Below are 24998 nucleotides of genomic sequence, written 5' to 3'. Positions count from 1 at the left end.
CTCAGGCGACCGCGACCCAGATCGGGTTCGTGTAGAACCAGAGGTCCTCCCACGGCGACCCGACACCGGGGACGTCCATGGCCGGACCCTCGGGGTCGACCTTCGCGCCGAGCAGGCCGGTCGCCGTACGCCGTGCGTCCGTGCCGCGCAGGCGCAGGTAGAACGAGCGCTCGACGCTCTTGAAGCGCAGCGAGAGCGTGACCCGGCCGGCCTTCTGCGTGATGTCGAACGACTCGACCACCGCCGCGCTCGGAGCGTGGAAGGTGTCCTTGTCGGTCGCCGCGCCGGTGAGGAATCCGCGGATGACGTCGACGCGCTTGAGCAGCGGCCAGTCGCCGTTGTTGTTGGGGCGGCTGGCGAGGTCGATGGTCACCTCGAGGTCCACCCGGTCGCCCCGCCGGGCGGTGAGCACGCCGCCGAGCGTGGCGGTCGTCTGCGCGCCCGGACCGCGGTGGCGGACCTTTGCGGCGATGCCGTCGATGAGCTGGCCGTGGTCGACCCAGACGTTGCCGGCGCGCAGGCCGGCCATGACGGGCAGGTAGCCGAAGCTCGTCACGCCGACGTGGGTGCGGCTGTAGTAGCCGGGGAAGAAGTCGGCGCGGTTGGTCTGGGCGGTGCCGCTGTCGACCGGGTCGGGGTACTGGCCGTGGGCGTCGAACCACGCCTGGTCGTCCTGCCCGGTCGGGCGCACGAGGGTGTCGCCGAAGACCTGGTGGCTGTCGGAGTTCGCGGTGATCCACCACGGCTTGCCCTCGGCCAGCAGCGAGTCCCAGAGACCTCCGACGGTCGCGGTCATCCAGTCGAAGCCGCCGTGGGTGCGGTAGGACTCGATCGGGTAGCCCGGGAAGCTCGACGAGCCGGGCGCGAAGCCGTACTCGCCGCGCGCGCCGCCGGAGAGCTGCGAGGCCTGGTGGCCCGGAGCACCCTCGAAGCCGACGAACGTGCCGGGAGCAGCGTCGCGCCAGGCGCGCAGCTCGTGCGGCGAGTCGATGCCCTTGCGCGCCGGGTGGTTCGCGAACATGATCGCGTCGGCGACACGGCCGGCCTTCTTCTGCGCGGTCATCCACTCGATGCCCTTGATGGCCAGGGCCTCGTTGGCCGGCGTCACCGGGCCGCCGGGGGTCCCGTCGGTCGTGCCGGTCACCGCGCCGTCGAAGGTGTTCTCGAACTCCTTGAGGACCGCGACCTCGTTCGCGCCGGGGGCGACGAACACGGTGCCGTGCTCGGCGGCCGGGATGTTCCACTCCAGACCTTGGAAGACCAGTGTGCGGGGCGTCTCGACGCGCGCGTTCTTGACGTGCGGGTTGACGTTCTCGACGCCGAGCTTGGCGTGCGCGACGCTGCCGTGGTCGGTGATGACCAGCCAGTCGAGGCCGTACTCCGCGCCGCGGCGGGCCTGCTGTTCCGGCTTGTAGAGCGCGTCCGAGCTGAACTGGGTGTGGATGTGGTGGTCACCGGCGAGGTAGGTGTACTCGTCGTCGTCGACCGGCTTGGACTTGCCGTGGCCCGTCTCGGCGGCGACGGCGACACCGGTCGAGCCGAAGACCGTCAGGGCGGCGGCACCGGCACCGAGGACACCGGCCCCGCGCAGCAGGTCGCGGCGCGAGCGGTCGCGCGGGCTGAGCGCCGAGTCCGGGATGCTCAGGTCGGCGATGTCGCCGGCCAGGCCGGAAGACTCGTGCGAGTGGTCGTGCGGGTGGTCGTGCGTGTGGTCCCCGTGGTGGTGGCCGTGGCCCATGGCTGCGTCTCCTCGACGTCCGTCAAGCGTGCTGGAAGAGCTCGCGTGCGCAAGCACCCCGGACGCTAGGAGGGGCAGGGGTCGGGCAGCCGACGTCGACCTGACGCGTCGGTGAACGGCACGCGGCGTACGCGTGCGGCCGGCGCCTCTCGGACGGGTCCGCGGGCGGCGAGGCCCACGAACCTCGCGCCGGGCCGAGCAATTCGCATAGGCCTGGCGCGAGGTTGATCGCCCTGGCCGATCAACATCGCCGCGGCGGGAGCCGAGAGGTCAGCGCCAGCGGGGGGTGCGGCTGAGGACGACGGCGGCTGCGGCGGCGCCGGCGGTGGAGGTGCGGAGCACCGACGGGCCGAGGCGCATCGCGGTGGCGCCTGCTGCGGCGAAGGTGGCCAGCTCCTCGGGCGTGATGCCGCCCTCGGGGCCGACGACGAGGACGACGTCGCCCGACGCGGGCGGCTCGAGTCCCGAGAGAGGAGCGGCGGACTCCTCGGAGAGCACGGCGGCGACGGCAGCACCGGAGAGCAGCGCCGCGACCTGGCGGGTGGTCGCGAGGTCGGCGACCTCGGCGAAGCGGGCACGCCGTGACTGCTTGCCCGCCTCGCGCGCCGTCGAGCGCCAACGCTCGAGCGACTTCGCGCCGCGCTCGCCCTTCCACTGCGCCACGCAGCGCGCGGCCGACCACGGGACGACGACGTCGACGCCGACCTCGCTCATCAGCTCGACCGCCAGCTCGCCGCGCTCGCCCTTGGGCAGCGCCTGGACGACGACGACCCGGGGCGCGGGCGCCGGCTCCTCGACCAGCGAGCCGACGGCCAGTGCCACGGTGTCACCGGCGACCGACTCCACGGTGCACGAGGCCCGTCTCCCCCGCCCGTCGACGAGGTCGACGTGCTCGCCCGGCTCGACACGGCGTACGCGTGCGGCGTGCCGGCCCTCGGACCCGGCCAGCTCGACGCGCCCGCCGACGACGGCCGGCAGCGGCGCGAGGACGAAGACCGGGGCGGTCACCGCCCGTTGAAGGCGTCGCGCAGCCGGGAGAAGAAGCCCGACTGGCCGGCGCGGAAGGCGCCCTCGGGCCGCTCCTCGCCGCGCAGCTCGGCCAGGCGGCGCAGCAGCTCCTCCTGCTCGGCGTCGAGGCGGGTCGGCGTCGCGACGTCGACGTGCAGCAGCAGGTCGCCCCGCCCCCCGCCGCGCAGGTGCGTGATGCCTCGGCCAGTGAGCGGGATCGTCTGGCCCGGCTGCGTGCCCGGGCGGATCTCGATCATCTCGGGCCCGTCGAGCGTGTCGAGGGAGACCTTGGTGCCGAGCGCGGCGGCCGTCATGGGCAGCGTGAGCGTGACGTGGAGGTCGTCGCCGTTGCGGGTGAACAGGTCGTCGGGCTTCTCGACGACCTCGACGTAGAGGTCGCCCGCCGGGCCGCCGCCCTGGCCGATCTCGCCCTCGCCGGCCAGCTGGATGCGGGTGCCGGTGTCGACGCCGGCGGGGATCTTGATGGTGAGCGAGCGGCGGGTGCGTATGCGGCCCTCGCCGTCGCACTCGTGGCAGGGCGAGGGGATGACCGTGCCGTAGCCCTGGCAGGCGACGCACGGCCGCGAGGTCATGACCTGGCCGAGGAAGCTGCGGGTCACGTGCTGGGTCTCGCCGCGGCCGTGGCAGATCTGGCAGGTCTGGGTCGTGGTGCCGGGTGCGGTGCCGGCGCCGTCGCAGGTGGGGCAGCGGACGGCCGTGTCGACCTGGATCTCGCGGGTGGCGCCGAACGCGGCCTCGCGCAGGTCGAGCTCGATGCCGATGAGCGCGTCCTGGCCGCGGCGCTGGCGCGGCCGGGGGCCGCGGCCGCCCGGGCCGGCGCCGGAGGCCGCGCCGAAGAACGCGTCCATGATGTCGTTGAAGCCGAAGCCCTGGCCGAAGCCCCCGCCGGCGCCGTTGGGGTCGCCGCCCAGGTCGTAGCGCTCGCGCTTGGCCGGGTCGGAGAGCACCTCGTAGGCGTGCGTCACCTCCTTGAACCGGTCCTGGGTGGCCGGGTCGGGGTTGACGTCCGGGTGGAGCTCGCGGGCCATCTTGCGGTAGGCCCGCTTGATCTCGTCCGCGGACGCGTCCCTCGAGACACCGAGGACGGCGTAGTGGTCAGAAGCCACCGGGCAACGCTCCAAATCTGCAGGACGGGGTCATGACTCGGTGAGGATGTGGCTGACGTAGCGCGCGACGGCCCGCACGGCGCCCATGGTCGAGGCGTAGTCCATGCGCATGGGGCCGAGCACGCCGATGCCCGCGAGCGCCTGGTCGCCGCTGCCGTAGCCCAACGACACCACCGAGGTCGAGGTCAGCCCCTCGGGGTTCTCGGCGCCGATGCGCACGGTGAGCGAGGAGGTGCTGGTGGCCTCGCCGACCAGGCGCATCAGCACCACCTGCTCCTCCAGCGCCTCGAGCACCGGCTGGATGGTGAGCGGGAAGTCCTGTCCGAAGCGCGCCAGGTTGGCCGTGCCGGCCATGACGACCCGCTCCTCGCGGGTCTCGACCAGCGTCTCGAGCAGCGTCGACACGACGGCCGTGACGACGGTGCGGTCGTCCGCGCCGAAGGCGTCGGCCAGCTGCTCGACCCGGCCGGGCGCGTCGGCAAGCCGCACGCCGGCGAGGGCGGTGTTGAGCCTCGAGCGCAGGTCGGCGAGCAGCGTCTCGGACGCGGTGGCGCCGGTGTCGACCATGCGCTGCTCGACCCGTCCGGTGTCGGTGATCAGCACGACCATGACGCGGGCCGGCCCGAGCGCGACCAGCTCGACGTGGCGCACCGACGAGCGCGTGAGCGAGGGGTACTGCACCACGGCGACCTGGCGGGTGAGCTGGGCGAGCAGCCGGACCGTACGCGCCACGACGTCGTCGAGGTCGAGCGAGCCGTCGAGGAACGCCTGGATCGCCCTGCGCTCGGCGGGCGAGAGCGGCTTGATGCTCGAGAGCCGGTCGACGAACAGCCGGTAGCCCTTGTCGGTCGGCACCCGGCCGGCGCTGGTGTGGGGCTGGGCGATGTAGCCCTCCTCCTCCAGCGTCGCCATGTCGTTGCGGATCGTCGCCGGCGAGACGCCCAGGTTGTGGCGGTCGACCAGCGCCTTGGAGCCCACCGGCTCCTGGGTGCGGACGTAGTCCTCCACGATGGCGCGCAGGACGGCGAGCTTGCGGTCCTCGGTCACGGCGCACCCTCCCTCGCGGTCGACGGCGCCCGGGCGGGCAGCGGAGTTGGCACTCGGCCCGGGCAAGTGCCAAGTTTACCTACCCTGCGGCGTCTGGGTACTCCTAGAGCACGCGCGCCACCCACCGAGAGGTCCCCACCATGCCGCTGTTCACCCGCATCGTCGCCTTCGCCAAGTCGCCCGCCGGCCAGCAGCTGATCACCGAGGCCCAGCGCAAGGCCAAGGACCCCGCCACCCGCGCCCAGGTCCAGCAGCTCGCCGCCAAGGTGCGCGCGGGTCGCAAGGGCCAGCAGCCTCCCGGCAGCTAGCATCCGGCGGGTGCTGCCGTACGGTCCCTCCGCCCTGCCCGCCAAGCCCCGCAAGGTGCCGCCGCCGGAGGTGCCGGCGGAGATCGGCCTGGTCGTCGAGGACGTCCAGACCGGGTGGTGCGGCGCCGTGGTCGTCGTCGAGAAGCAGCCGGCCGGCACGCTCGTCGTCCTCGAGGACCGCCACGGCAAGCGGCGCTCCTTCCCGGCCGGCCCCGGCTTCCTGGTCGAGGGCAGGCCCGTGCGCCTGGTGCGCCCGGTCGCGGCGGCGCCCGCGGCACCCACGCGTACGGCCTCGGGCTCGGTCGCCGTCCACGGCGCCCGCGCGCGCGTCGCCCGCGGCAGCCGCATCTGGGTCGAGGGCAAGCACGACGCCGAGCTCGTCGAGAAGGTCTGGGGCGACGACCTGCGCGTCGAGGGCGTCGTCGTCGAGATGCTCGACGGCGTCGACGACCTGCCCGAGCGGGCGCGCGCCTTCGACCCGGGGCCCGACTCCCGCCTCGGCGTGCTCGTCGACCACCTCGTGCCGGGCTCGAAGGAGTCGCGGATCGCCGCACAGGCGGCCGGCCCGCACGTGCTCGTCCTGGGACACCCCTACGTCGACGTCTGGCAGGCCGTGCGCCCGTCGGTGCTGGGCATCGGGGTGTGGCCCGTCGTCCCGCGCGGCGTGCCGTGGAAGGAGGGCGTCTGCGAGGCGCTCGGCTGGCCCGTCGACCCGCCCGCGGCCTGGCGGCGCATCCTCGGCAGCGTGCGCACCTACGCCGACCTCGAGCCCAGCCTGCTCGGGCGCGTTGAGGAGCTGATCGACTTCGTCACTGCCACACTGGAGCCATGAGCCTGCCTCCCGGCCCGCCGCAGGGACCGCCGCCCGGCTGGGGCCCGCCGCCCGGAGGACCGCCGCCGGGGTGGGGTCCGCCGCCGGGGTGGGGTCCGCCGCCGGGGCCCGGGTTCGGCACGGGCTACGGACAGCCCACCCAGGACGACCGGCTGTGGGGCCTCGCCGCGCACCTGTCGGGGATCCTGGCCTCGTTCGTCGCCCTGGGGTTCCTCGGCCCGCTGGTCGTGCTGCTGGTCAAGGGGCCGAGCTCGCCGTTCGTGCGCGGGCACGCCGTCGAGGCGCTCAACTTCCAGCTGATGCTGCTCTTCCTGAGCATCGTCGCCGTCATCGCCAGCGTCGTGACCCTCGGGCTCGGCCTGATCGTCGTCGTCCCGCTGGCCGGCGTCGTCGCTGTCGTGGCGCTGGTGCTCATCGTCCTGGCGTCGGTGGCCGCCAACAACGGCCAGGCCTACCGCTACCCGGTCAACCTGCGCCTCGTGAAGTAGCCGCCCACGCTCTGACCAGGCAACGGGTCAGTCGACGAGGTCGCGCACGACCGCGTCGGCGAGGAGCCGGCCGCGCAGGGTGAGTGCGGCCCGGCCGTCGTGCCACGCGTCGCTGCGCAGCAGCCCCTCGTCGACGAACCCGCGCGCCGCCCGGGCACCCTGCGGCGCCAGCACCTCGAGCGGCAGCCCCGCCGAGAGCCGGGTCTCGAGCAGGATGCGCTCGACCCGCTGGTCCTCGGCGCTGAGCAGCTCGCGGGCGGCCGCCGGGCTCTGCCCGGACTCGAGCCGGCCGGCCCAGGCGGCGGGGTGCTTGACGTTCCACCACCGGGTGCCGCCCACGTGGCTGTGCGCGCCCGGCCCGAAGCCCCACCAGTCGGCGCCGCGCCAGTAGAGCTCGTTGTGCCGGCAGCGGCCGCCCGGCCGTGCCCAGTTCGACAGCTCGTAGCACTCGTAGCCCGCAGCCGTGAGCGTGGCGTCGGCGAGGGCGTAGGCGTCGGCCATGTAGTCGTCGTCGGGCGCGGCGAGCTCGCCACGGCGTACGCGTGCGGCGAGCCGGGTGCCGTCCTCGACGATCAGCGCGTAGGCCGAGACGTGGTCGGGCTCGCACGCGAGCGCCGCCTCCAGCGACACCGCCCAGTCGGCGAGCGTCTCGCCGGGCGCGCCGTAGATCAGGTCCACGCTGAGGTGCTCGAAGCCGGCCGCCCGCGCCTCGGCGACCGCGGCACCGGCGCGCCCCGGCGTGTGCACGCGGTCGAGGGTCGCCAGCACGTGCGGCACCGCCGACTGCATGCCGAACGACACCCGGGTGAACCCGCCGCGGCGCAGCTCGCTCAGGGCTTCGGGACCGACCGAGTCGGGGTTGGCCTCTGTCGTCACCTCGGCGCCCTCGGCCAGTCCGAAGGCGTCGCGCAGCGCGGCGAGCACGGAGACCAGGGCGGCCGGCTCGAGCAGCGTGGGCGTCCCGCCGCCGTAGAACACGGTCTCCAGCGGCGGCGCCGGCGCGCCCAGCACCCGCCGGGCGAGCGCGACCTCCTGCGTCAGGGAGTCCGCCCACGTGGCGCGGCTGACGCCCGGCCCGAGCTCCGCGGCGGTGTAGGTGTTGAAGTCGCAGTAGCCGCAGCGCGTGGCGCAGTAGGGCACGTGGACGTAGGCGCCGAGCGGCGAGCTGCCCAGCCGCGCGAGCGAGGCCGGGGGCAGGGTGCCGTCGGCAGGAGCAGGAGCTCCGTCAGGAAGCGTCGAGGGCACCTGCCCAGTCTCCCAGGTTTGAGCGGATGCCCCGGCAGGCATGCACGAAGTGATTGCTTCACCACGCTTGGTCACGCACAGGGTGCGGGGGGTTCGATGGTCTCGCTGAGGAGAGCTCTGCGGCGCGGGTGCTCGGCCGTGGCGGTGTCCGCGGTTGCGGGCGCGCTCACCCTCGCCCCCGCTTCTCCTGCTCACGCCGGCCTGCTCGACCCGCTGCTCGGCACCGTGCTCAGCCCGGTCACCGACGCGCTGGACACCACGGCCGGCCTGCTGCGCGGCGCCGCGTGGGGCTACTCCCCCGCCCAGACCCCGCTGGACCAGGTCTCGGCGGCGGTCGGGGCCGACGTGCTGCGCTCTCGCGGCATCGACGGCTCCGGCATCGGCGTCGCCCTCGTCGACACCGGCGTCGTCCCGGTGCCGGGCCTGAGCTCGGGCAACGTCGTCAGCGGGCCGGACCTCTCGCTCGACAGCGCGCACCCGCAGCTGCGCCACCTCGACGCCTTCGGGCACGGTACGCACCTGGCCGGGATCATCGCCGGTCGTGACGACAGCACGGGGTTCGCGGGCGTCGCGCCCGGCGCGACGCTGCTCGACATGCGGGTCGGCGCCTCCGACGGCGCGGTCGACGTCTCGCAGGTGATCGCCGCCGTCGACTGGGTCGTGACGCACAAGAACGACCCCGGCCTCCACGTACGCGTGCTGTGCCTCGCGTTCGGCACCGACTCCACGCAGGCGTACGCGGTGGACCCGCTCGCCCACGCGCTCGAGAGCGCATGGCGCGCCGGCATCACCGTCGTCTCCGCCGGCGGCAACAAGGGCTCGGAGCAGCCGCGCCTCGACAGCCCGGCGAGCGACCCCTACGTGATCGCCGTCGGGGCCGACGACACCCACGGCACCCGGTCGACGCTGGACGACTCGGTGCCGCAGTTCTCCAGCCGGGGCTCGTCCGGCCGGCACGTCGACCTGCTCGCGCCGGGCCAGTCGATCGTCTCGCTGCGCGACCCCGGCTCGTACGTCGACACCGCCTACCCCGGAGCGCGGGTCGGCGACCGGTTCTTCAAGGGCAGCGGCACCTCCCAGGCCGCGGCCGTCACCGCAGGAGCGGCCGCGCTGCTGCTGCAGGCCCGTCCGGAGCTGCGCCCCGACCAGGTCAAGGCGCTGCTGATGGGCACCTCGCGCCCGCTGCTCCTCGCCGGCGCGCGGGCCTCGGGCACGGGTCTGCTCGACGTGGCGGCGGCCGCCGCCGCCCCTGTCCCGGTGCTCCAGCAGGCCTGGCCCGCCTCCACGGGGCTCGGCTCGCTCGAGGCCGCGCGCGGCAGCGTGCACGTGGTCGACGGCGACAGCCCGCTGGTCGGCGAGCGCGACATCTTCGGGCACGCCTGGACCCCGGCGGACTGGGCTCCGGACTCGCGCGCAGGCACGGCGTGGTCGGACGGGCAGTGGCGCGGCGCGCGCTGGGCGGGCGACTGCTGGTGCGACACCTCGTGGGCCGGCACCGCGTGGGCGCGGGCGGCCTGGTCGCCGTCGTGGGCCGGCGACGACTTCGCCGGGCACGACTGGTCGAGCCAGAGCTGGTCGAGCCAGAGCTGGAGCGGCGAGGGCTGGCACAGCCAGAGCTGGTCGAGCCAGAGCTGGTCCAGCCAGAGCTGGAGCGGCGCCTCCTGGCCGGGGCGGTGACGGTCGCATGACCCGGGCGCAGCTCGCGCGCCGGGGCGGCACCTGGCCGCTGGTCCTGGCGGTCGCCGGCTGCTCAGCCGTGCTCCACGTCGTCGTGACCCGGTCGGTGGCGGGAGCGGCGGTCGCGTCGTCGTGGCACTGGTGGGAGCTCGTGCCCGCCTTCGTGCTCGCCGAGCTGTGCGTCGTCCACGTGCAGTTCGGGCGCGAGGCGCACTCGTTCGCGCTGTCGGAGATCCCGCTCGTCATCGGGCTGTTCACGCTGAGCCCGACCCACGTGGTCGTCGCACGGCTGCTGGGCGGGGCCGCAGCGCTCGCCCTGCGCCGCCAGCCGGCCGAGAAGCTGCTGTTCAACTGCGCCCAGTGGTGGCTCGACACCCTGCTCGCGGTCGCGATCTGGCGCGCGCTCGCCGGCGACGGCCCCGGCCTCGCGACCTCCCCGCGCGCCTGGGTGGCGGCGATAGTCGCCGTCGCGGTCGCGGAGCTCGTCTCCACCGGTGCGATCCTCGCCGCGATCTGGGTGCGCGAGGGGGCGGTCCCGACCGGCCTCGCCGTCCGCGGGCTGCTCGAGGGCCAGCTCGTCTCGCTCACCAACGTCAGCTTCGGGCTCGTGGCCTTCGACCTGCTGCGCACGAGCTGGCGCAACGCCTGGGTGCTGCTGGTGGTGGGCGCCGCCGTCTGGTCCGCGACCCGTGCGCACGTGAAGCTCCAGCGCCGGCACCGCCTGGTGGAGAGCCTCAACCGCTTCAGCCACGGCGTCGGCGAGCAGCTCGAGCTCGAGGCGACCGTCGCGTACGTGCTCGAGCGCACCCGCGAGCTGCTCGTCGCCGACTCCGCCGCTCTGGTCCTGTCCCCCGGCTTCGTGGGCGCCGAGGGCACCTCGCGCACCTTCGCCTGCGACGCGTCCGGCGTGCGGGAGCTCACCGAGCACCACCCCGGCACCCCGCAGGTCCCCGAGTCGGCCGACGAGCTCGAGAGCGCGCTCGACGGACCGGACGGGCGCATCGGCGTGCTGAGCGTCCACGACCGGCTCGGCGACGTCGGCGGCTTCGGCACCGAGGACGCGGCGCTGCTCGAGGCGATCGCCGGGCAGGCGGCGAGCTGGCTGCACAACAGCCGGCTGGCCGACCTGCTGCGAGAGCAGGCTGCCGCGAGCGACTACCGGGCACTGCACGACCCGCTGACCGGGCTGCCCAACCGGGTGCTCTTCACGCGCGCGGTCGACGACGCGTGCGGGCGCGGGACCGCAGCCGTGCTGCTGCTCGACCTGAACCGCTTCAAGGAGGTCAACGACACCCTCGGCCACGCCGCCGGCGACGACCTGCTGCGCGAGGTGGCCCGCCGGCTGCGGGCGATGGCGGCGCCCGACACCTGCGTCTCGCGCCTCGGCGGCGACGAGTTCGCGGTGCTGCTGCGCGGCGCCGGCGCCAACGAGGCGCTCGTGCACGCCGGGCAGGTGCGCGACGCGCTCATGGCGCCGCTGCCGATGTCGGGCATCTCGTTCCGGATGGAGGCGAGCACCGGCATCGCCGTGAGCCCGCAGCACGGCACGACCTCCGAGGCGCTGCTGCGCTGCGCCGACGTGGCGATGTACTACGCCAAGTCGACCCGCACGCCCGCGCAGGTCTACACCCCGCGCGCCGACGTCAACAGCGCCGCCCGCCTGGCCCTGGTGAGCGACCTGCGCTGGGCACTGCTCAACGAGGAGTTCCGGCTGCAGTACCAGCCCAAGGTCAGCATCGTCGAGGGCCGGGTCACCAGCCTCGAGGCGCTCATCCGCTGGCACGACCCGGTGCGCGGGGTCGTCGGGCCCGACACGTTCATCCCGGTCGCGGAGCAGGTCGGGCTCATCAGCGACCTCACCGACTGGGTGCTCGCCACGAGCCTGCGCCAGTGCCGCGCGTGGCAGGACCAGGGCAGCTACGTCTCCGTCGCCGTCAACGTCTCGCCCCCGACGCTGCACGACACCGACTTCGTGCAGGGCGTGCGCCGCCACCTCGAGCTCGCCGGCATCCCGCCGCACCGGCTCACGCTCGAGATCACCGAGGGCGCGGTCATGCGCGACCCGGCGCACGCGCTGCGCGTGCTCCACGACCTGCGGGCGCTGGGGGTGCGCCTGTCGATCGACGACCTCGGCGCCGGCCAGTCCTCGCTGACCTACCTGCGCCAGCTGCCCGTCGACGAGGTCAAGATCGACAAGTCCTTCGTCATGGGCATGTCGGAGGTCGCCGACGACGATGCCATCGTCTGCGCGCTGGTCAACCTCGTGCACACGCTGCGCCTGGCGGTCGTCGCCGAGGGGGTCGAGGACGAGCGCACCTGGCAGCGGCTGCGCCAGATCGGCTGCGACACCGCCCAGGGCTACTGGCTCTCCCGCCCGCTCGACCCCGAGCTGGTGCCCGGCTGGCTCGGAGCGCCGCACCGCTACATCGACCTGCTCGCCAGCGAGCGCGGCCGCCGCCGGCTCAGCGTCGCGGGCGGCACGGCGCAGCAGGCGCCCACGGCCTGACCGCGTACCGCGCTCTGCCCTGGGTCGGCGGTCGCGACGTCGACCTCGGCGGTAGCAGATGCGGGCCGGCGGTTGGAGGCTCGACTTCGGCGGTAGCAGCTGCGGGCCGGCGGTAGCGGGAGGGCTACCGCTGGGCCGGCTCCGCTACCGCCCACCCGCCAGCGCGCTCGTCAGGGCTGGCACGCCGCCTCACGGCGTACGCCGTGCTAGCAGAGGTAGGAACCTCGACCTCAGCGGTAGCAGCTGCGGGCCGGCGGTGGCAGCTGCGCTACCGCTGGGGCGTCCTTGCCACCGCTCGTACGCGCTGGTCGCGCCGCGGACGGGTCGAGCGGGGCGGGCTACTTCTTCGCAGGCGCGGCGTCGGTGGACAGCGCGGCGATGAAGGCCTCCTGGGGCACCTCGACCCGGCCGACCATCTTCATCCGCTTCTTGCCCTCCTTCTGCTTCTCCAGCAGCTTGCGCTTGCGGGTGATGTCGCCGCCGTAGCACTTGGCGAGCACGTCCTTGCGGATGGCGCGGATGTTCTCGCGGGCGATCACCCGGGCACCGACGGCGGCCTGGATCGGCACCTCGAACTGCTGGCGCGGGATGAGCTCGCGCAGCTTCTTCGTCATGTCGACGCCGTACGCGTACGCCTTGTCGGTGTGGACGATCGCGCTGAAGGCGTCGACCGCCTCGCCCTGCAGCAGGATGTCGACCTTGACCAGCTGCGACACCTGCTCGCCGGTGGGCTCGTAGTCGAGGCTGGCATAGCCGCGCGTGCGCGACTTCAGCTGGTCGAAGAAGTCGAAGACGATCTCCGCCAGCGGCAGGGTGTACTTGATCTCCACCCGGTCCTCGGACAGGTAGTCCATGCCGAGCAGCGTGCCGCGCCGGGTCTGGCAGAGCTCCATGATCGCGCCCACGAACTCGGTGGGCGCCAGGATCGTGGAGCGGACGACCGGCTCGTGGATCTCGGCGATCTTCCCGCCCGGGAACTCGCTCGGGTTGGTGACTATGCGCTCGCTGCCGTCGTCCATCACGACGCGGTAGACCACGTTCGGAGCGGTCGAGATGAGGTCGAGCTTGAACTCGCGCTCGAGCCGCTCGCGCACGATCTCGAGGTGGAGCAGTCCGAGGAAGCCGCAGCGGAAGCCGAAGCCCAGGGCCGCGGAGGTCTCGGGCTCCCACACCAGCGCGGCGTCGTTGAGCTGGAGCTTCTCGAGCGCCTCGCGCAGGTTCGAGAAGTCGTCGCCGTCGAGCGGGTAGAGCCCCGAGAAGACCATCGGGCGCGGATCCTTGTAGCCCCCGAGCATCTCGGTGGCCGGCTTCGAGACCGACGTGACGGTGTCGCCGACCTTGCTCTGGCGCACGTCCTTCACGCCGGTGATGAGGTAGCCGACCTCGCCGACGCCCAGCCCGTCGCCCGGCACCGGCTCGGGCGAGATGACCCCGACCTCGAGCATCTCGTGGGTCGCCTTCGTCGAGAGCATGAGGATGCGCTCGCGCTTGGACAGGTGCCCGTCGACGACGCGGACGTAGGTGACCACGCCGCGGTAGGCGTCGTAGACCGAGTCGAAGATCAGCGCGCGGGCGGGGCCCTCGGCGCGGCCGGTGGGGGCCGGGACCTGGCGCACGACCTCCTCGAGCAGCTCGCTCACGCCGACGCCGGTCTTGGCGCTGACCCGGAGCACGTCGCCGGGGTCGCAGCCGATGATGTGGGCCAGCTCGGCGGCGTACTTCTCCGGCTGCGCGGCCGGCAGGTCGATCTTGTTGAGGACCGGGATGATCGTCAGGTCGTTCTCGAGCGCCAGGTAGAGGTTGGCCAGCGTCTGGGCCTCGATGCCCTGCGCGGCGTCGACGAGCAGGATGCAGCCCTCGCACGCGGCGAGCGACCGCGACACCTCGTAGGTGAAGTCGACGTGGCCGGGGGTGTCGATGAGGTTCAGTACGTAGTCGGTGCCGTCGGCGCTCGCGAACGGCAGGCGTACGGCCTGGGACTTGATCGTGATGCCGCGCTCGCGCTCGATGTCCATGCGGTCGAGGTACTGCGCCCGCATCGAGCGGTCGTCGACGACCCCGGTCACCTGCAGCATGCGGTCGGCCAGCGTGGACTTGCCGTGGTCGATGTGGGCGATGATGCAGAAGTTGCGGATCACCGAAGGATCGGTGCGCCCTGGCTGCGGGGTCGCATCGGTCGCTCTGCGGGCGGTCGGCGGCACGGGGATGCAGGGCCTCTCGGGGAGTCGGGCGCAACGGGCCACGCCCGGCGGGTCGCGCGGGCGCGAGCACGTCCATGGTCGCACGCTGGGCGCCCGCGAGCGGGGTCCGGCTGGCGCGCTGCCCGGGGCGCAGCCGGGATTTGGGCGGCGGAGCGGCCGGCTGGTAGCCTGAGCAGTCGCACCGATGGACCCGGCCTCCTGGGCCGGAGCCCTCCTGCGACACACCAGACGTCCGCTCGACACCGGCGAGGCACTACTCCGTGGCGAACATCAAGTCCCAGATCAAGCGCAACCGGCAGAACGAAGCGGCGCGCCTGCGCAACAAGGCCGTCAAGTCGTCCCTCAAGACGGCGATCCGCAAGTTCCGCGAGGCCGCCGACGCCGGCAACACCGCCGAGGCGTCGACGCTGGCCCGCTCGGCCAACCGCCTGCTCGACAAGGCGGCCAGCAAGGGCGTCATCCACAAGAACCAGGCCGCGAACCGCAAGTCCGCGATCAGCAAGCGCTCGGAGTCGCTGAGCGCCTAGGGCGCTCACCCTCCCGCTCTGCACGTCCAGACCGCCAGGGACCCCCGGGCGGTCTTCGGCGTCCCCGAGCGGTGGGCTCAGCAGCGGTCGCGCTGGGCTCAGCCCGCGTCGCGCAGGCGGGCGACGGCCACGACGGCCCGCTCGATGGCGAACCCCGGCTCGGCCTCGCCGCCCTTGACCTGCACATCGGCTCGCGCGACCTCACGGATCGCGGCGGCGAGCGCCTCGGGGCTCCACGCACGGGCCTGTCGGCGCACGGTCTCGAGCTTCCACGGCGGTAGACCCACGTCGGCCGCGCGTGCCCCCCGGCCGGCGCTGCCGACCCGCACGATGCTGCGCAGCGCGCCGGCGACGGCCGCGGTCACGAGCACGGGGTCGGTGCCGGTCTGCAGCGCCCAGCGCAGCGCGACCAGCGCGTCGCCCGTGCGCCCCTCGACCGCGGCGTCGGCGACCGTGAACCCGCTGACCTCCGCGCGCCCGTCGTAGTAGCGGCGCACCGCGGCGAGCGTCACCGGACCGTCCACGTCGCTGGCGAGCTGGCTGCACGCCGCTGCGAGCGAGCGCAGGTCGCCGCCCACCGACTCGAGCAGCGCCTCGGCGGCGTCCTCGGCGATGCGGCTGCGCGACCCGCCGCCGGCCCGCCGGAACTCGTCGCGCACGAACGCGAGCTTGTCGCCGCGCTTGCGCACCTCGTCGCAGGCCACGACAGCGGCGCCGACCGCCTTGGCAGCGTCGACGACCTTCTTGCCCCGCGCGCCGCCGCGGTGCGTCAGCACGAGGGCCACGTCGTCGGCCGGGTCGCGCAGCGCCGCCAGCACCTCGGCGACGGCGGCCTCCCCCGCCTCGGCCAGCCCGTGCACCACGACGACCCGGCGCTCCTCGAACAGCGACGGGCTGACCGCCGCGGCGAGCGTGCCGCCCTCCAGCTCGGAGGCCTGGAACGTGTGCAGCTCGGTGCCGGGGTCGAGGTCGCGGGCACGGCGGACCACCGCGTCGACCGCGCGCTCGACCAGCAGCTCATCGGGACCCAGCACGAGCGTCACGGCCGGAGGAGCGCTGGGAGGGGCGGCGGGCGGGGTCACGGCGACAGCGTACGAGCCGGTGCCGACACCACCCAGAGCGCTGCGTAGGGCGCGAGCCACACGGCACCGTCCGGCGAGGGCTCGACGGCAGCTCCGGCGAGCGCGTCGAGCAGGTCTCGGTGCAGCCCGAGCTCGACCAGCCGGTCGACCGGCCACGGGCGCCACTCGTCGGTGACGTTGTAGAGCCCGAGCATCGGGCCCTCCGGGTGACGGCGCAGGACGGGCAGCACGCCCGGGTCGGCCGGCTCGAGCACCTCGGCGGCCACCGACGCGTGCAGGTGCGGGAGACCGGCGCGCGCCCGCGCCATCCGCGCCAGCCCGTCGAACATCCGCTGCTCTCGCGCGCCCGGCTCGCTGCGCCGCTGCGCCGCCTCCCAGTCCATCCGCGGGCGGTGCACCCACCGGTTGTCCGTCTCGTGGCCCGGCTCATCGGCCCACGCCGGGTCGTTGGGCAGGGCGAGCTCGTCGCCCATCCAGACGACGGGCACACCGCCCCACCCGAGCACGAGCGCGTGCCCGAGGAGCAGCCGGTCGACGGCCCGCTCCGGCTCGCCGGCCTCGACGCCCAGCAGGCTCGCCGCCGTGCCGCTGATGCGTCGGTCACCGGTGGCCTCGTTGGCCTGGAAGACGAGCCCGCGTGCCCACGAGCCGGGGAACGCCCCGCTGTACCAGTCGGACAGGAACGCCCGGTGGCCGGGCCCCGAGAGCCCGACCGCTGCGGCGTCGGCGTCGTCGACCGCCCAGCCGATGTCGTCGTGGCAGCGCACGTAGGTGACCCAGGCAGTGGTGCTCGGCACCGGCGGGAGCGCCCTCAGCGCGTGCGCCGCCAGCGTCACGTCGCGCGCCGCCAGCATCGACCAGAACTGCACCATCAGGCTGTTGTGGTAGGCGAGGTCGCTCACCTTGCCGTGGTGCTGGCCGGTGCCCAGGTAGTGCACGAGGTCGCCCGGCCCGACGATCGCTTCGGCCTTGAACACCACGGCGGGGCAGGCGATGCGCACGACCGCGCGCAGCGCCTGGGTGATGGCGTGGACCTCGTGCTGGTTCTGGCAGCTGGTGCCGAGCCGCTTCCACAGGAAGGCGATCGCGTCGAGGCGGAGCACCTCGACGCCGGCGTTGGCGAGGAACAGCACGATGTCGGCGTACTCGGCGAAGACGTCGGGGTTGGACCAGTCGAGGTCCCACTGGAAGGCGTTGAACGTCGTCCACGTCCACGCGTCGAGCCCGTCGTCCCAGGTGAAGTTGCCGGGCGCGAAGTCGGGGAAGACCTCGGGCAGCGTGCGCTCGAACTCGTCGGGCTCGGTGCGGTCGGGGAACACGCGGAAGTAAGCGCGGTAGCGGGGATCGCCGGCGCGGGCCGCCTCGGCCCACTCGTGCTCACGGGCGACGTGGTTGAGCACCAGGTCGAGCACGAGGCTGACGCCCTCGGCCCGCAGGTCGGCGGCGAGCGCCGACAGGTCGGCGAGCGACCCGAGGTCGGGGCGCACCGTGCGGTAGTCGGCCACGGCGTAGCCACCGTCGCTGTCGCCCTCGCGCGGCTGCAGCAGCGGCATCAGGTGCAGGTAGGTGACACCGAGCTCGCGCAGGTAGGGCACCTTCGCACGCACCCCGGCCAGGTCACCGGCGAACCGGTCGGCGTAGGCCGCGTAGCCCAGCATCGAGGACTCCTGGAACCAGTCGGGCGCCAGCGTGCGCACCTCGTCGAGGCGGGCCAGCTCGGGGTCACGACGGGCGAAGGCGCCCGCGGCGAGCTCGACCAGCCGCAGGGCCAGTGCGTCGGCGGCCTCGCCGTAGGGCGCCCGCAGCCCGTCGGCGAGGTCGCCCCACCAGCGGTCGAGGCGCAGGCCGAAGGTGGCGCGCCGGTGCTCCGGCTCGTCGGCGAGCACCCGCTCGGCGACGTCGAGGGCCGAGCGCGGCGCCATGCGCATGGTCCTGCCTCCGTGGGCGAGCGGGCTGGGGACGTGCACAGGCTACGTGCCCCGCCGGACGAGGGCGGGCGAGCCGTGGCGGACGACCACGGCGAGGTCGCCGTCGCGGTCGGTGCGTCCGACCAGCGAGCCCAGCCGGGTCAGCGACGCCACTGTGGCGGGCGCCGGGTGGCCGTAGTCGTTGCCCAGCCCGACGCTGACCAGCGAGATGCGCGGGTGCAGGTAGGAGAGGAACGCCGGGTCCTGGTTGGCCGACCCGTGGTGCGGCACCTTGAGCACGTCGACGGGCCCGCCGAGGGTCTCGGCGGCGCGGGCCATCAAAGCCTGCTGAGCGGGCGGCTCGACGTCGCCGGTCAGCAGCACGCGGAGGCCGGCCACCTGCACCAGCAGCACGATGCTGGCGTTGTTGGGCCCTGCTTCGGCCGCGGCGTGCAGCGGGGCCAGCACCCGCCACCGGGCGCCACCGACCGAGCGGACCTCGCCGACCTGCACCGTGCGCAGCGGGACCCCGGCCGCCCGCGCCCACCCGCGGACGCGGGCCACTTCGGCTGAGGGGTCGGGCAGCGTCGTGACCGTCACCTCGGCCACGCTGCGGTGGCGCAGCACGCCCGGCAAGCCCTCGACGTGGTCGGCGTGGAAGTGGGTGAGCACGACCTCGGCCACCCGCCGGACGCCGAGGTCGCGCAGGCAGGCGTCGACCGCCCGCGGGTCGGGGCCGGCATCGACCACGACCGCTCCCGAGCGGTCGCCGCGCAGCACCAGGGCGTCGCCCTGCCCGACGTCGCAGGCCACCAGCAGCCAGTCGCCCGGCGGCCAGTGCGGCGCGACCACCGGCTGGGCGAGCAGGGCGCACGCGCCGGCGACCGCGACAGCGCGCGGCAGGCGTCGCGACAGCACCGCCGGCAGGACGAGCACCCCGGCGAGCAGCAGCAGGGCGAGCACCGCGGCACCCGCGGCGGTGGGCGCCCAGGCGATCGTGCCGCCCGGCACGGAGGCCGCGACCCGGGCGACCGTCACGATCTCCGCAGCCGGCACTCCCGCGAGGCTGCCGAGCACCGCGGCCACCGGGGGCAGCGGCACCGACACGACCGCCGCGGCGACGCCGAGCAGCGTCGCGGGCGCCACGGCGGGCGCGACCAGCAGGTTGGCCGGCACCGAGGCGAGACTGACCCCGCCGGAGAGCAGCACCGTGATCGGTGCGGTGAGCAGGGCCGCTGCGACCGGCACGGCGAGCGCGGCGGCCACCGGCAGGGGTACGCGGCGGCGAGTCAGCGCGTCGGTGACCGGAGGTGCGACGACCAGCAGAGCGGCGGTGGCGACCACCGAGAGCGCGAACCCGAACGACACCGACTGCCAGGGGTCGAGCAGCACCAGCACCAGCACCGCGCACGCCAGGGCGGGGATGCCCGACCGTGCGCGCCCGGAGGCGAGCGCCACCAGGGCGACCACGCCCATGACGGCGGCCCGCAGGACGCTGGGCTGCGGGCGCGCCAGCTCGACGAAGCCTGCGAGCGCGAGGAGGCCGACGAGCGGGAGGGCTGCACCGCGTACGCGCAGCCGGCGGGCCAGGAGGAGCGCAGCGCCGACGACGAAGGCGACGTTGGCGCCGGAGACGGCGGTGAGGTGGGTGAGCCCCGCGGTCGTGAAGTCCTGGGCGACGTCGTCAGGCAGCTGGGAGGTGTCGCCGTCGACGAGTCCGGGCACCAGCCCGCGCTCGGGTGCAGGCAGCCCCTCGACGGCCCGGCGAAGTCCTGCGCGCAGGCGGCCGGCGGCGCGCTGGGCGGCACCTGGCCCGCGCAGCACCCGGGGGGCCGTGTGGACGGAGAGGACTCCGGCGACCGGCTCCCCGCGCTGCGGCGTCCCGAGCCGGCCGTCGGCGGCGACCCGGGTGCCGGGCAGGAGCGCCTCCCACCCCGGGCCGGTGGCGAGCACGGTGAGGGGCAGCCGGACGACGGCCACGCGGCCCCGAGAGACGACCCGCTCGACGCGGGCCGGCACGACCACCAGGTCGGCGCTGCGCTGCTGGCCGTGGGTGCGCCCGGCGTGGCGCACGGGGTCGCCGGTGACCACGAGCTCGGCCGAGGCGCTCGCCGACTCCTGGGCGAGCCGGACCACCGGACCGGAGCGCACCGGCGCGAGCCGCAGCCCGCCCACGGCGAGCGCGACCGCCCCGACCACGGCGCAGAGGGCCGCACCGCGCACCAGGGTGGTCCGGCCGCGCACGACCGCCGGCACGCCCGTCACCGCGAGCACCACCGCGAGCGAGGCCGTGAGGACGAGCGGCAGGCGCACCCCGGCCGCGGCCCCCGCCCACGCGGTGAGCGCCGGGCCCACCAGCCGGAGGTCCGGCGGCTCCGCCGGCTCGGACGCGACGGGCGGGCCCGTGCGCCGGCTCGACCCGAGCGCCTCCGACCCGCTCACACCCGCACCAGGTCCTTGAGGTCCTCGAAGCGGGAGGCGCCGATACCGGTGACCTCCTGCAGCTCGGTGACAGCGGTGAACCGGCCGTGCGCCGTGCGCCAGTCCACGATCCGCTGCGCCAGCACGGGCCCGACGCCCGGCAGGCCGTCGAACTGCTGCACCGTCGCGGCGTTGAGGTCGAGCGGCGACCCGGGGCTGGTGCCCGTCGCGCCGGACGGCACGCCCCCGGCAGAGCCGGACGCTCCCCCACCCGTGGGCGCCGCTGCCACCGGAGGCACCTCTCCCCCGGCCAGCACGAGCACCTGCTCGCCGTCGCTGAGCTTGCGGGCCAGGTTGAGCGGGCGCAGGTCGGCACCCGGCAGCGCGCCGCCTGCGGCGTCGATCGCGTCGACGACCCGCGAGCCGGGGGGCAGGTCGACCACGCCGGGACGCCGTACCCGGCCCGCGACGTCCACCACGATCGGCGCCCCGGCAGCGGCGCCGGGCGACGGCTGCGCGGCCGTCCCGGACGACAGCTGCGGAGCCGCCCCGGAGGCCGACGGTCCGGAGCCAGCAGGCGCCGCCGCGACGCCCGCCGGAGCGGACGCGCCCGCGACGACCCTCGGCGGCGCTGCGGTGACGCTCGGCCGGTGCAGCGCCCACAGCCCCGCGACGGCGAGACCGGCGACTGCCACCACCACGACCAGGGTCACGGCCGCTGCTGGAGGCACGGCGACCAGCCCGGCGCGGATCGTCACCGGGAGCCGGTCGGTGAGCGCCGCCCGCAGCCGACCGGTCGAGCGGGCTGGCCGCCGCGCCCGGTGCGCACCCGGCCCCCGCGCACCGCCGAGCGCCCAGTCCTCGGGGACCGGCGCGTCCTCGAAGGGCTCGTCGGGCTCACCGGCGTCGTCCTCGAGCCCCAGCACCTGCCGCAGGCGGACTGCCGCGTCGGGGCCGGGGTCGCGGCGCGTACGTGCTGGCACCCGCCCGACGCTAGGCAGCGCACGAGCCGGGGACCACGGGCACGAGCGGGCCTGGGGACGGCGCCCGCGCACCCTGTGGACAGCGCTAGCGAGTGGAGAGGGCTAAGGAGCGACCCCGTCGACGGCCACCGCGAGCACGCCCGGGCCGACGTGCGCACCGATGACGGCGCCGACCTCGACGACCTCGACGGTCGCGGCGGTCAGCGGCGCGAGCCGGGCGACCAGCTCCGCCGCCCGGTCGGCGTCGCCCAGGTGGTGCACCGTCACCCGCGACGAGCCGGCCACCGGCCCGGAGGTCACCTCGACCAGCCGGTCGAGCGCGCGGGCCAGCGTGCGCACCCGGTCCACGGTCTCGAGGGCGCCGCCGTGCACCCGCAGGATCGGCTTGACCGCAAGCGCCGTGCCGAGCAGCGCCGAGCCGGTGCGGATGCGCCCGCCGCGCCGCAGGTGCTCGAGCGTCGGCACCAGGAACCACATCGACGACCGCTCGGCCGACCGCCCGGCGGCAGCCGCGACCTCGTCGAGCGAGCCGCCCGCCGTGGCAGCGGCGGCGGCGTCGAGCGCGGCCCAGGCGAGCGGGCCGGCCAGCGTGCCGGCGTCGACGACCGTCACGGGGAGCGGCGCCTCGGCTGCGGCGGACTGCGCGGCCGCCAGGGTGCCCGACCACGACGTCGACAGGTGCACCGAGACGACCCCGGTGGCACCGGCGGACATCGCCGCGGCGTAGGCGGCCCGCAGCGCCCGCGGCGACGGGGCGGAGGTCGTCACGCGTACGCGTCGGCGCAGCGCCTCGGCCACCTCGGCCGGCGCGATCTCGTCCTCCGCGCCCTCGCGGGGACCGAGGACGACGCGCAGCGGCACGACGGTGACGCCGGCCGCCGCCGCCCGGGCGGCGGGCAGGCAGGCGGTCGAGTCGGTGACCACCGCCACGCCGCCCACGGGGACCCGAGCCCGCGTCAGGCGGGCACGATGTTGACGAGCTTCGGCGCGCGCACGATGACGGTGCGTACGCCGCGGTCGCCCAGCGCCCGGCGCGCGCCCTCGGCCGCCAGGGCCAGCGCGCGGAGCTCGTCGTCGGACACCGACGGCGACACCTCGAGCCGGTCGCGGACCTTGCCGCCCACCTGCACGACGCAGGTGACGGTGTCCTCGACCAGGTAGGCCGGGTCGGCGACGGGGAACGGCGCGTAGGCCAGCGTCTCGGTGTGCCCCAGCCGCGACCACAGCTCCTCGGCGATGTGCGGCGCGAGCGGGGCCAGCATGAGCACGAGCGGCTCGACCACCTCCCGCGGCGCGGAGCCGCCGCGCTTGGTGATGGCGTTGTTGAGCTCGATGAGCTTGGCGCCGGCGGTGTTGAAGCGCAGGCCTTCGTAGTCGGCGCGCACGCCGTCGATCGTGCGGTGCAGCACGCGCCGCAGGTCGTCGGGCGCGGCCTCGTCGGAGACGACGGTCTCGCCGGTCTCCTCGTCGACCACGACGCGCCACAGCCGCTGCAGGAAGCGGAAGGAGCCGACGACCGCCCGCGTCTCCCACGGCCGCGACACCTCGAGCGGGCCCATGCCCATCTCGTAGAGGCGCAGCGTGTCGGCGCCGTAGTCGGCCGCCATCTCGTCGGGCGTGACGCTGTTCTTCAGCGACTTGCCCATCTTGCCGTACTCGCGGGTGACCGGCTGGCCGTCGTGCACGTAGCCGCCGTCGACCTCCTCGACCTCGGCCGCGGGCACGTAGACGCCGCGCGAGTCGGTGTAGGCGTAGGCCTGGATGTAGCCCTGGTTGAAGAGCTTGTGGTAAGGCTCGGAGCTCGACACGTGGCCCAGGTCGTGCAGAACCTTGTGCCAGAACCTGCTGTAGAGCAGGTGGAGCACGGCGTGCTCGACGCCGCCGACGTAGAGGTCGACGCCGCCCACGCTGTCGGACCCCGCAGGGCCCATCCAGTACCTCTCGTTCTCGGGCTCGACCAGCCGCTCCGAGTCGAGGGGGTCGATGTAGCGCAGGTGGTACCAGCACGAGCCTGCCCAGTTGGGCATCGTGTTGGTGTCGCGGCGGTAGGTCTTCGGCCCGTCACCGAGGTCGAGCACGACCTCGACCCACTCCCGGTTGCGGCCGAGCGGCGCCTCCGGAGAGCTCTGCGCGTCGTCGGGGGCGTAGGTGCGGGGCGAGTAGTCCGAGACCTCGGGCAGCGTGACGGGCAGCATCGACTCGGGCAGCGGCACGACGCGGCCGTCCTCGTCGTAGACGACGGGGAACGGCTCGCCCCAGTAGCGCTGGCGGCTAAACAGCCAGTCGCGCAGCTTGTAGGTGGTGGTGCCCTGCCCGGCGCCCAGCTCCTCGAGCCTCGCGATGGCCGCGGCCTTGGCCTCCGTCCGCGACAGCCCGTCGAGGAAGCCGGAGTGGATGGTCTCGCCCTCGCCGGTGTAGGCCCCGCCCTCCCAGCCCTCGGGCGGCTGCACCGTGCGCACGTGCGGCAGGCCGAAGACGGCGGCGAAGTCCCAGTCGCGCTGGTCCTCGGCGGGCACGGCCATGATCGCGCCGGTGCCGTAGCCGGCCAGCACGTAGTCGGCGATGAAGACCGGCAGCTGCGCGCCGGAGAGCGGGTTGGTGACGTAGGAGCCGGTGAAGACACCGGTCTTCTCGCGGGCCTCGGAGGTGCGCTCCTCCTCGGTCTCGGCGGCGGCACGGGCTTGGTACGCGGCCACCGCCTCCGCCGGCGTCGCGGCACCGCCGGTCCACCGCGGGTCGACCTCTGCAGGCCACTCGGCGGCGGTCAGCGCACCCACGAGCTCGTGCTCGGGCGCCAGCACGACGTAGGTGGCGCCGAACAGCGTGTCGGGACGGGTGGTGAACACGCGTACGGACACCGACGGCGAGAACGCGAAGTCGACGTGCGCACCGCGCGACCGCCCGATCCAGTTGCGCTGCATGAGCTTGACCGGCTCAGGCCAGTCGAGCTGGTCCAGGTCGTCGACGAGGGCGTCGGCGTAGGCGGTGATCCGCATCATCCACTGGCGCAGGTTGCGCTTGAAGACGGGGAAGTTGCCGCGCTCGCTGCGGCCCTCGGCGGTGACCTCCTCGTTGGCCAGCACCGTGCCCAGGCCGGGGCACCAGTTGACCGGCGCCTCGGCGGAGTAGGCCAGCCGGCGCGCGTCGAGCAGGTCGGCCCGCTCGGCCGGCGACAGCGACGACCACGGTGCACCAGTGGGGGTCGGCCGCTCGCCGGACGCGTACTCGGCCTCCAGCTCGGTGATCGGGCGGGCCCTGCCCGCCACCTCGTCGAACCACGCGCCGTAGACCTGCAGGAAGATCCACTGCGTCCAGCGGTAGTAGTCGGGATCGATGGTGGAGATCGAGCGGCGCGGGTCGTGGGCCAGGCCCAGCTTGCGCAGCTGCTCGCGCATGGTCGCGATGTTCTGCTCGGTCGTGATGCGCGGGTGCTGCCCGGTCTGGACGGCGTACTGCTCGGCGGGCAGCCCGAACGCGTCGTAGCCCAGGGTGTGCAGGACGTTGAAGCCCGCCATGCGCGAGAAGCGGCCGTAGACGTCGGTGGCGATGTAGCCCAGCGGGTGGCCGACGTGGAGCCCCGAGCCCGAGGGGTAGGGGAACATGTCCATCACGAACCGGCGCGGGCGGTCGCCGACCTCCCCGGCCAGGGCACCGACCGGGTTGGGCGCCTCGAAGGTGCCCTCCCGCGCCCACCGCTCCTGCCAGCGGGCCTCGATGCCGGTCGCCACCGCCGCGGTGTAGCGGTGGGCGGGGACGCCCTCGGCGCCCGAACCGTGCGCACCCGGCCGGGCCTGTGCCGCTGCCGCGCCTGCCGCTGTCTCCGCCGTCATCCCGCTGCCTGCCGCTCCGTGTCGTCCGCTCTCACCGGCCCCCTATGCGAGAGCCCCCCGGAGGACCGAGG

The 24998-nt window shown here is 74.7% G+C and carries 18 protein-coding genes; 6 read left to right on the top strand and 12 right to left on the bottom strand.

Annotated features, from left to right (window positions below; all coding sequences use genetic code 11):
* Nucleotide 1: 1 nt before the first annotated feature.
* The 4 genes from CLV35_RS11795 to hrcA form a co-directional block, all read right to left on the bottom strand.
* Nucleotides 2-1738, bottom strand: a complete 1737-nt coding sequence (locus CLV35_RS11795) for a PHP domain-containing protein (protein ID WP_121193691.1) — start codon at nt 1736-1738, stop codon at nt 2-4.
* Nucleotides 1739-2008: 270 nt separating this feature from the next.
* A complete protein-coding gene (locus CLV35_RS11790) occupies nt 2009-2746 on the bottom strand; it encodes a 16S rRNA (uracil(1498)-N(3))-methyltransferase (protein WP_121193690.1) in 738 nt (245 codons plus the stop codon).
* Entirely contained in the window at nt 2743-3873 is a 1131-nt protein-coding gene (dnaJ, locus tag CLV35_RS11785) for a molecular chaperone DnaJ (RefSeq protein ID WP_121193689.1), read from the bottom strand. The genes CLV35_RS11790 and dnaJ overlap by 4 nt, the downstream gene beginning before the upstream one ends.
* Nucleotides 3874-3903: 30 nt before the next feature.
* The gene (hrcA, locus tag CLV35_RS11780) at nt 3904-4920 is read right to left on the bottom strand and encodes a heat-inducible transcriptional repressor HrcA (RefSeq protein WP_121193688.1); all 1017 of its coding nucleotides are present in this window, start codon (nt 4918-4920) and stop codon (nt 3904-3906) included.
* Nucleotides 4921-5060: 140 nt separating this feature from the next.
* Between hrcA and CLV35_RS20080 the strand changes: the two genes are divergently transcribed.
* The 3 genes from CLV35_RS20080 to CLV35_RS11770 are packed head-to-tail and all read left to right on the top strand — an operon-like array spanning nt 5061 to nt 6548.
* Nucleotides 5061-5228 (top strand): hypothetical protein, encoded by a 168-nt coding sequence (locus CLV35_RS20080; RefSeq protein WP_183061941.1) that lies wholly within the window; start codon nt 5061-5063, stop codon nt 5226-5228.
* 10 nt (nt 5229-5238) lie between these two features.
* Nucleotides 5239-6060 (top strand): DUF3097 domain-containing protein, encoded by an 822-nt coding sequence (locus tag CLV35_RS11775; protein ID WP_121193687.1) that lies wholly within the window; start codon nt 5239-5241, stop codon nt 6058-6060.
* Nucleotides 6057-6548, top strand: coding sequence for a DUF4870 domain-containing protein (locus CLV35_RS11770; protein WP_121193686.1), 492 nt, complete (start codon nt 6057-6059; stop codon nt 6546-6548). Before CLV35_RS11775 ends, CLV35_RS11770 begins: the two co-directional genes overlap by 4 nt.
* A gap of 27 nt (nt 6549-6575) precedes the next feature.
* On the opposite strand, the gene hemW is transcribed toward CLV35_RS11770, so the two are convergent.
* Nucleotides 6576-7793, bottom strand: coding sequence for a radical SAM family heme chaperone HemW (hemW, locus tag CLV35_RS11765; RefSeq protein ID WP_121193685.1), 1218 nt, complete (start codon nt 7791-7793; stop codon nt 6576-6578).
* A 138-nt stretch (nt 7794-7931) separates the two neighbouring features.
* On the opposite strand from hemW, the gene CLV35_RS11760 reads away from it, so the two are divergent.
* Both CLV35_RS11760 and CLV35_RS11755 read left to right on the top strand, forming a co-directional pair.
* A complete protein-coding gene (locus CLV35_RS11760; RefSeq protein ID WP_147431950.1) occupies nt 7932-9470 on the top strand; it encodes a S8 family serine peptidase in 1539 nt (512 codons plus the stop codon).
* Between the two features lie 7 nt (nt 9471-9477).
* On the top strand, nt 9478-11976 hold the full coding sequence (locus tag CLV35_RS11755; protein WP_121193683.1) for a putative bifunctional diguanylate cyclase/phosphodiesterase: 2499 nt from the start codon (nt 9478-9480) through the stop codon (nt 11974-11976).
* Nucleotides 11977-12314: 338 nt separating this feature from the next.
* Here CLV35_RS11755 and lepA read toward each other — a convergent pair whose 3' ends face one another.
* Nucleotides 12315-14183 carry a translation elongation factor 4 gene (lepA, locus tag CLV35_RS11750; RefSeq protein WP_407938206.1) on the bottom strand — a complete coding sequence of 623 codons (1869 nt, stop codon included), beginning with the start codon at nt 14181-14183 and terminating at the stop codon, nt 12315-12317.
* 254 nt (nt 14184-14437) lie between these two features.
* On the opposite strand from lepA, the gene rpsT reads away from it, so the two are divergent.
* Nucleotides 14438-14704 (top strand): 30S ribosomal protein S20, encoded by a 267-nt coding sequence (gene rpsT / locus CLV35_RS11745; RefSeq protein ID WP_121193681.1) that lies wholly within the window; start codon nt 14438-14440, stop codon nt 14702-14704.
* A 98-nt stretch (nt 14705-14802) separates the two neighbouring features.
* On the opposite strand, the gene holA is transcribed toward rpsT, so the two are convergent.
* The 6 genes from holA to leuS all read right to left on the bottom strand — a co-directional run bounded on the left by holA (nt 14803) and on the right by leuS (nt 24927).
* Nucleotides 14803-15786: a DNA polymerase III subunit delta gene (gene holA, locus CLV35_RS11740; RefSeq protein ID WP_121193680.1), complete on the bottom strand. Its 984-nt coding sequence runs from the start codon at nt 15784-15786 to the stop codon at nt 14803-14805.
* Nucleotides 15783-17714 (bottom strand): alpha-amylase family protein, encoded by a 1932-nt coding sequence (locus CLV35_RS11735; protein ID WP_407938204.1) that lies wholly within the window; start codon nt 17712-17714, stop codon nt 15783-15785. The genes holA and CLV35_RS11735 overlap by 4 nt, the downstream gene beginning before the upstream one ends.
* 42 nt (nt 17715-17756) lie before the next feature.
* Entirely contained in the window at nt 17757-20135 is a 2379-nt protein-coding gene (locus tag CLV35_RS11730; protein WP_121193678.1) for a DNA internalization-related competence protein ComEC/Rec2, read from the bottom strand.
* Nucleotides 20132-21097 (bottom strand): ComEA family DNA-binding protein, encoded by a 966-nt coding sequence (locus tag CLV35_RS11725; RefSeq protein WP_231121734.1) that lies wholly within the window; start codon nt 21095-21097, stop codon nt 20132-20134. The genes CLV35_RS11730 and CLV35_RS11725 overlap by 4 nt, the downstream gene beginning before the upstream one ends.
* A gap of 102 nt (nt 21098-21199) precedes the next feature.
* Nucleotides 21200-22027 (bottom strand): DegV family protein, encoded by an 828-nt coding sequence (locus CLV35_RS11720; protein ID WP_231121733.1) that lies wholly within the window; start codon nt 22025-22027, stop codon nt 21200-21202.
* Nucleotides 22028-22053: 26 nt separating this feature from the next.
* A complete protein-coding gene (leuS, locus tag CLV35_RS11715; RefSeq protein WP_121193675.1) occupies nt 22054-24927 on the bottom strand; it encodes a leucine--tRNA ligase in 2874 nt (957 codons plus the stop codon).
* Between the last annotated feature and the right edge of the window lie 71 nt (nt 24928-24998).

The organism is Motilibacter peucedani, from assembly GCF_003634695.1.
Lineage (GTDB): Bacteria > Actinomycetota > Actinomycetes > Motilibacterales > Motilibacteraceae > Motilibacter > Motilibacter peucedani.
This window is presented reverse-complemented; position numbering and strand designations above follow the sequence as displayed.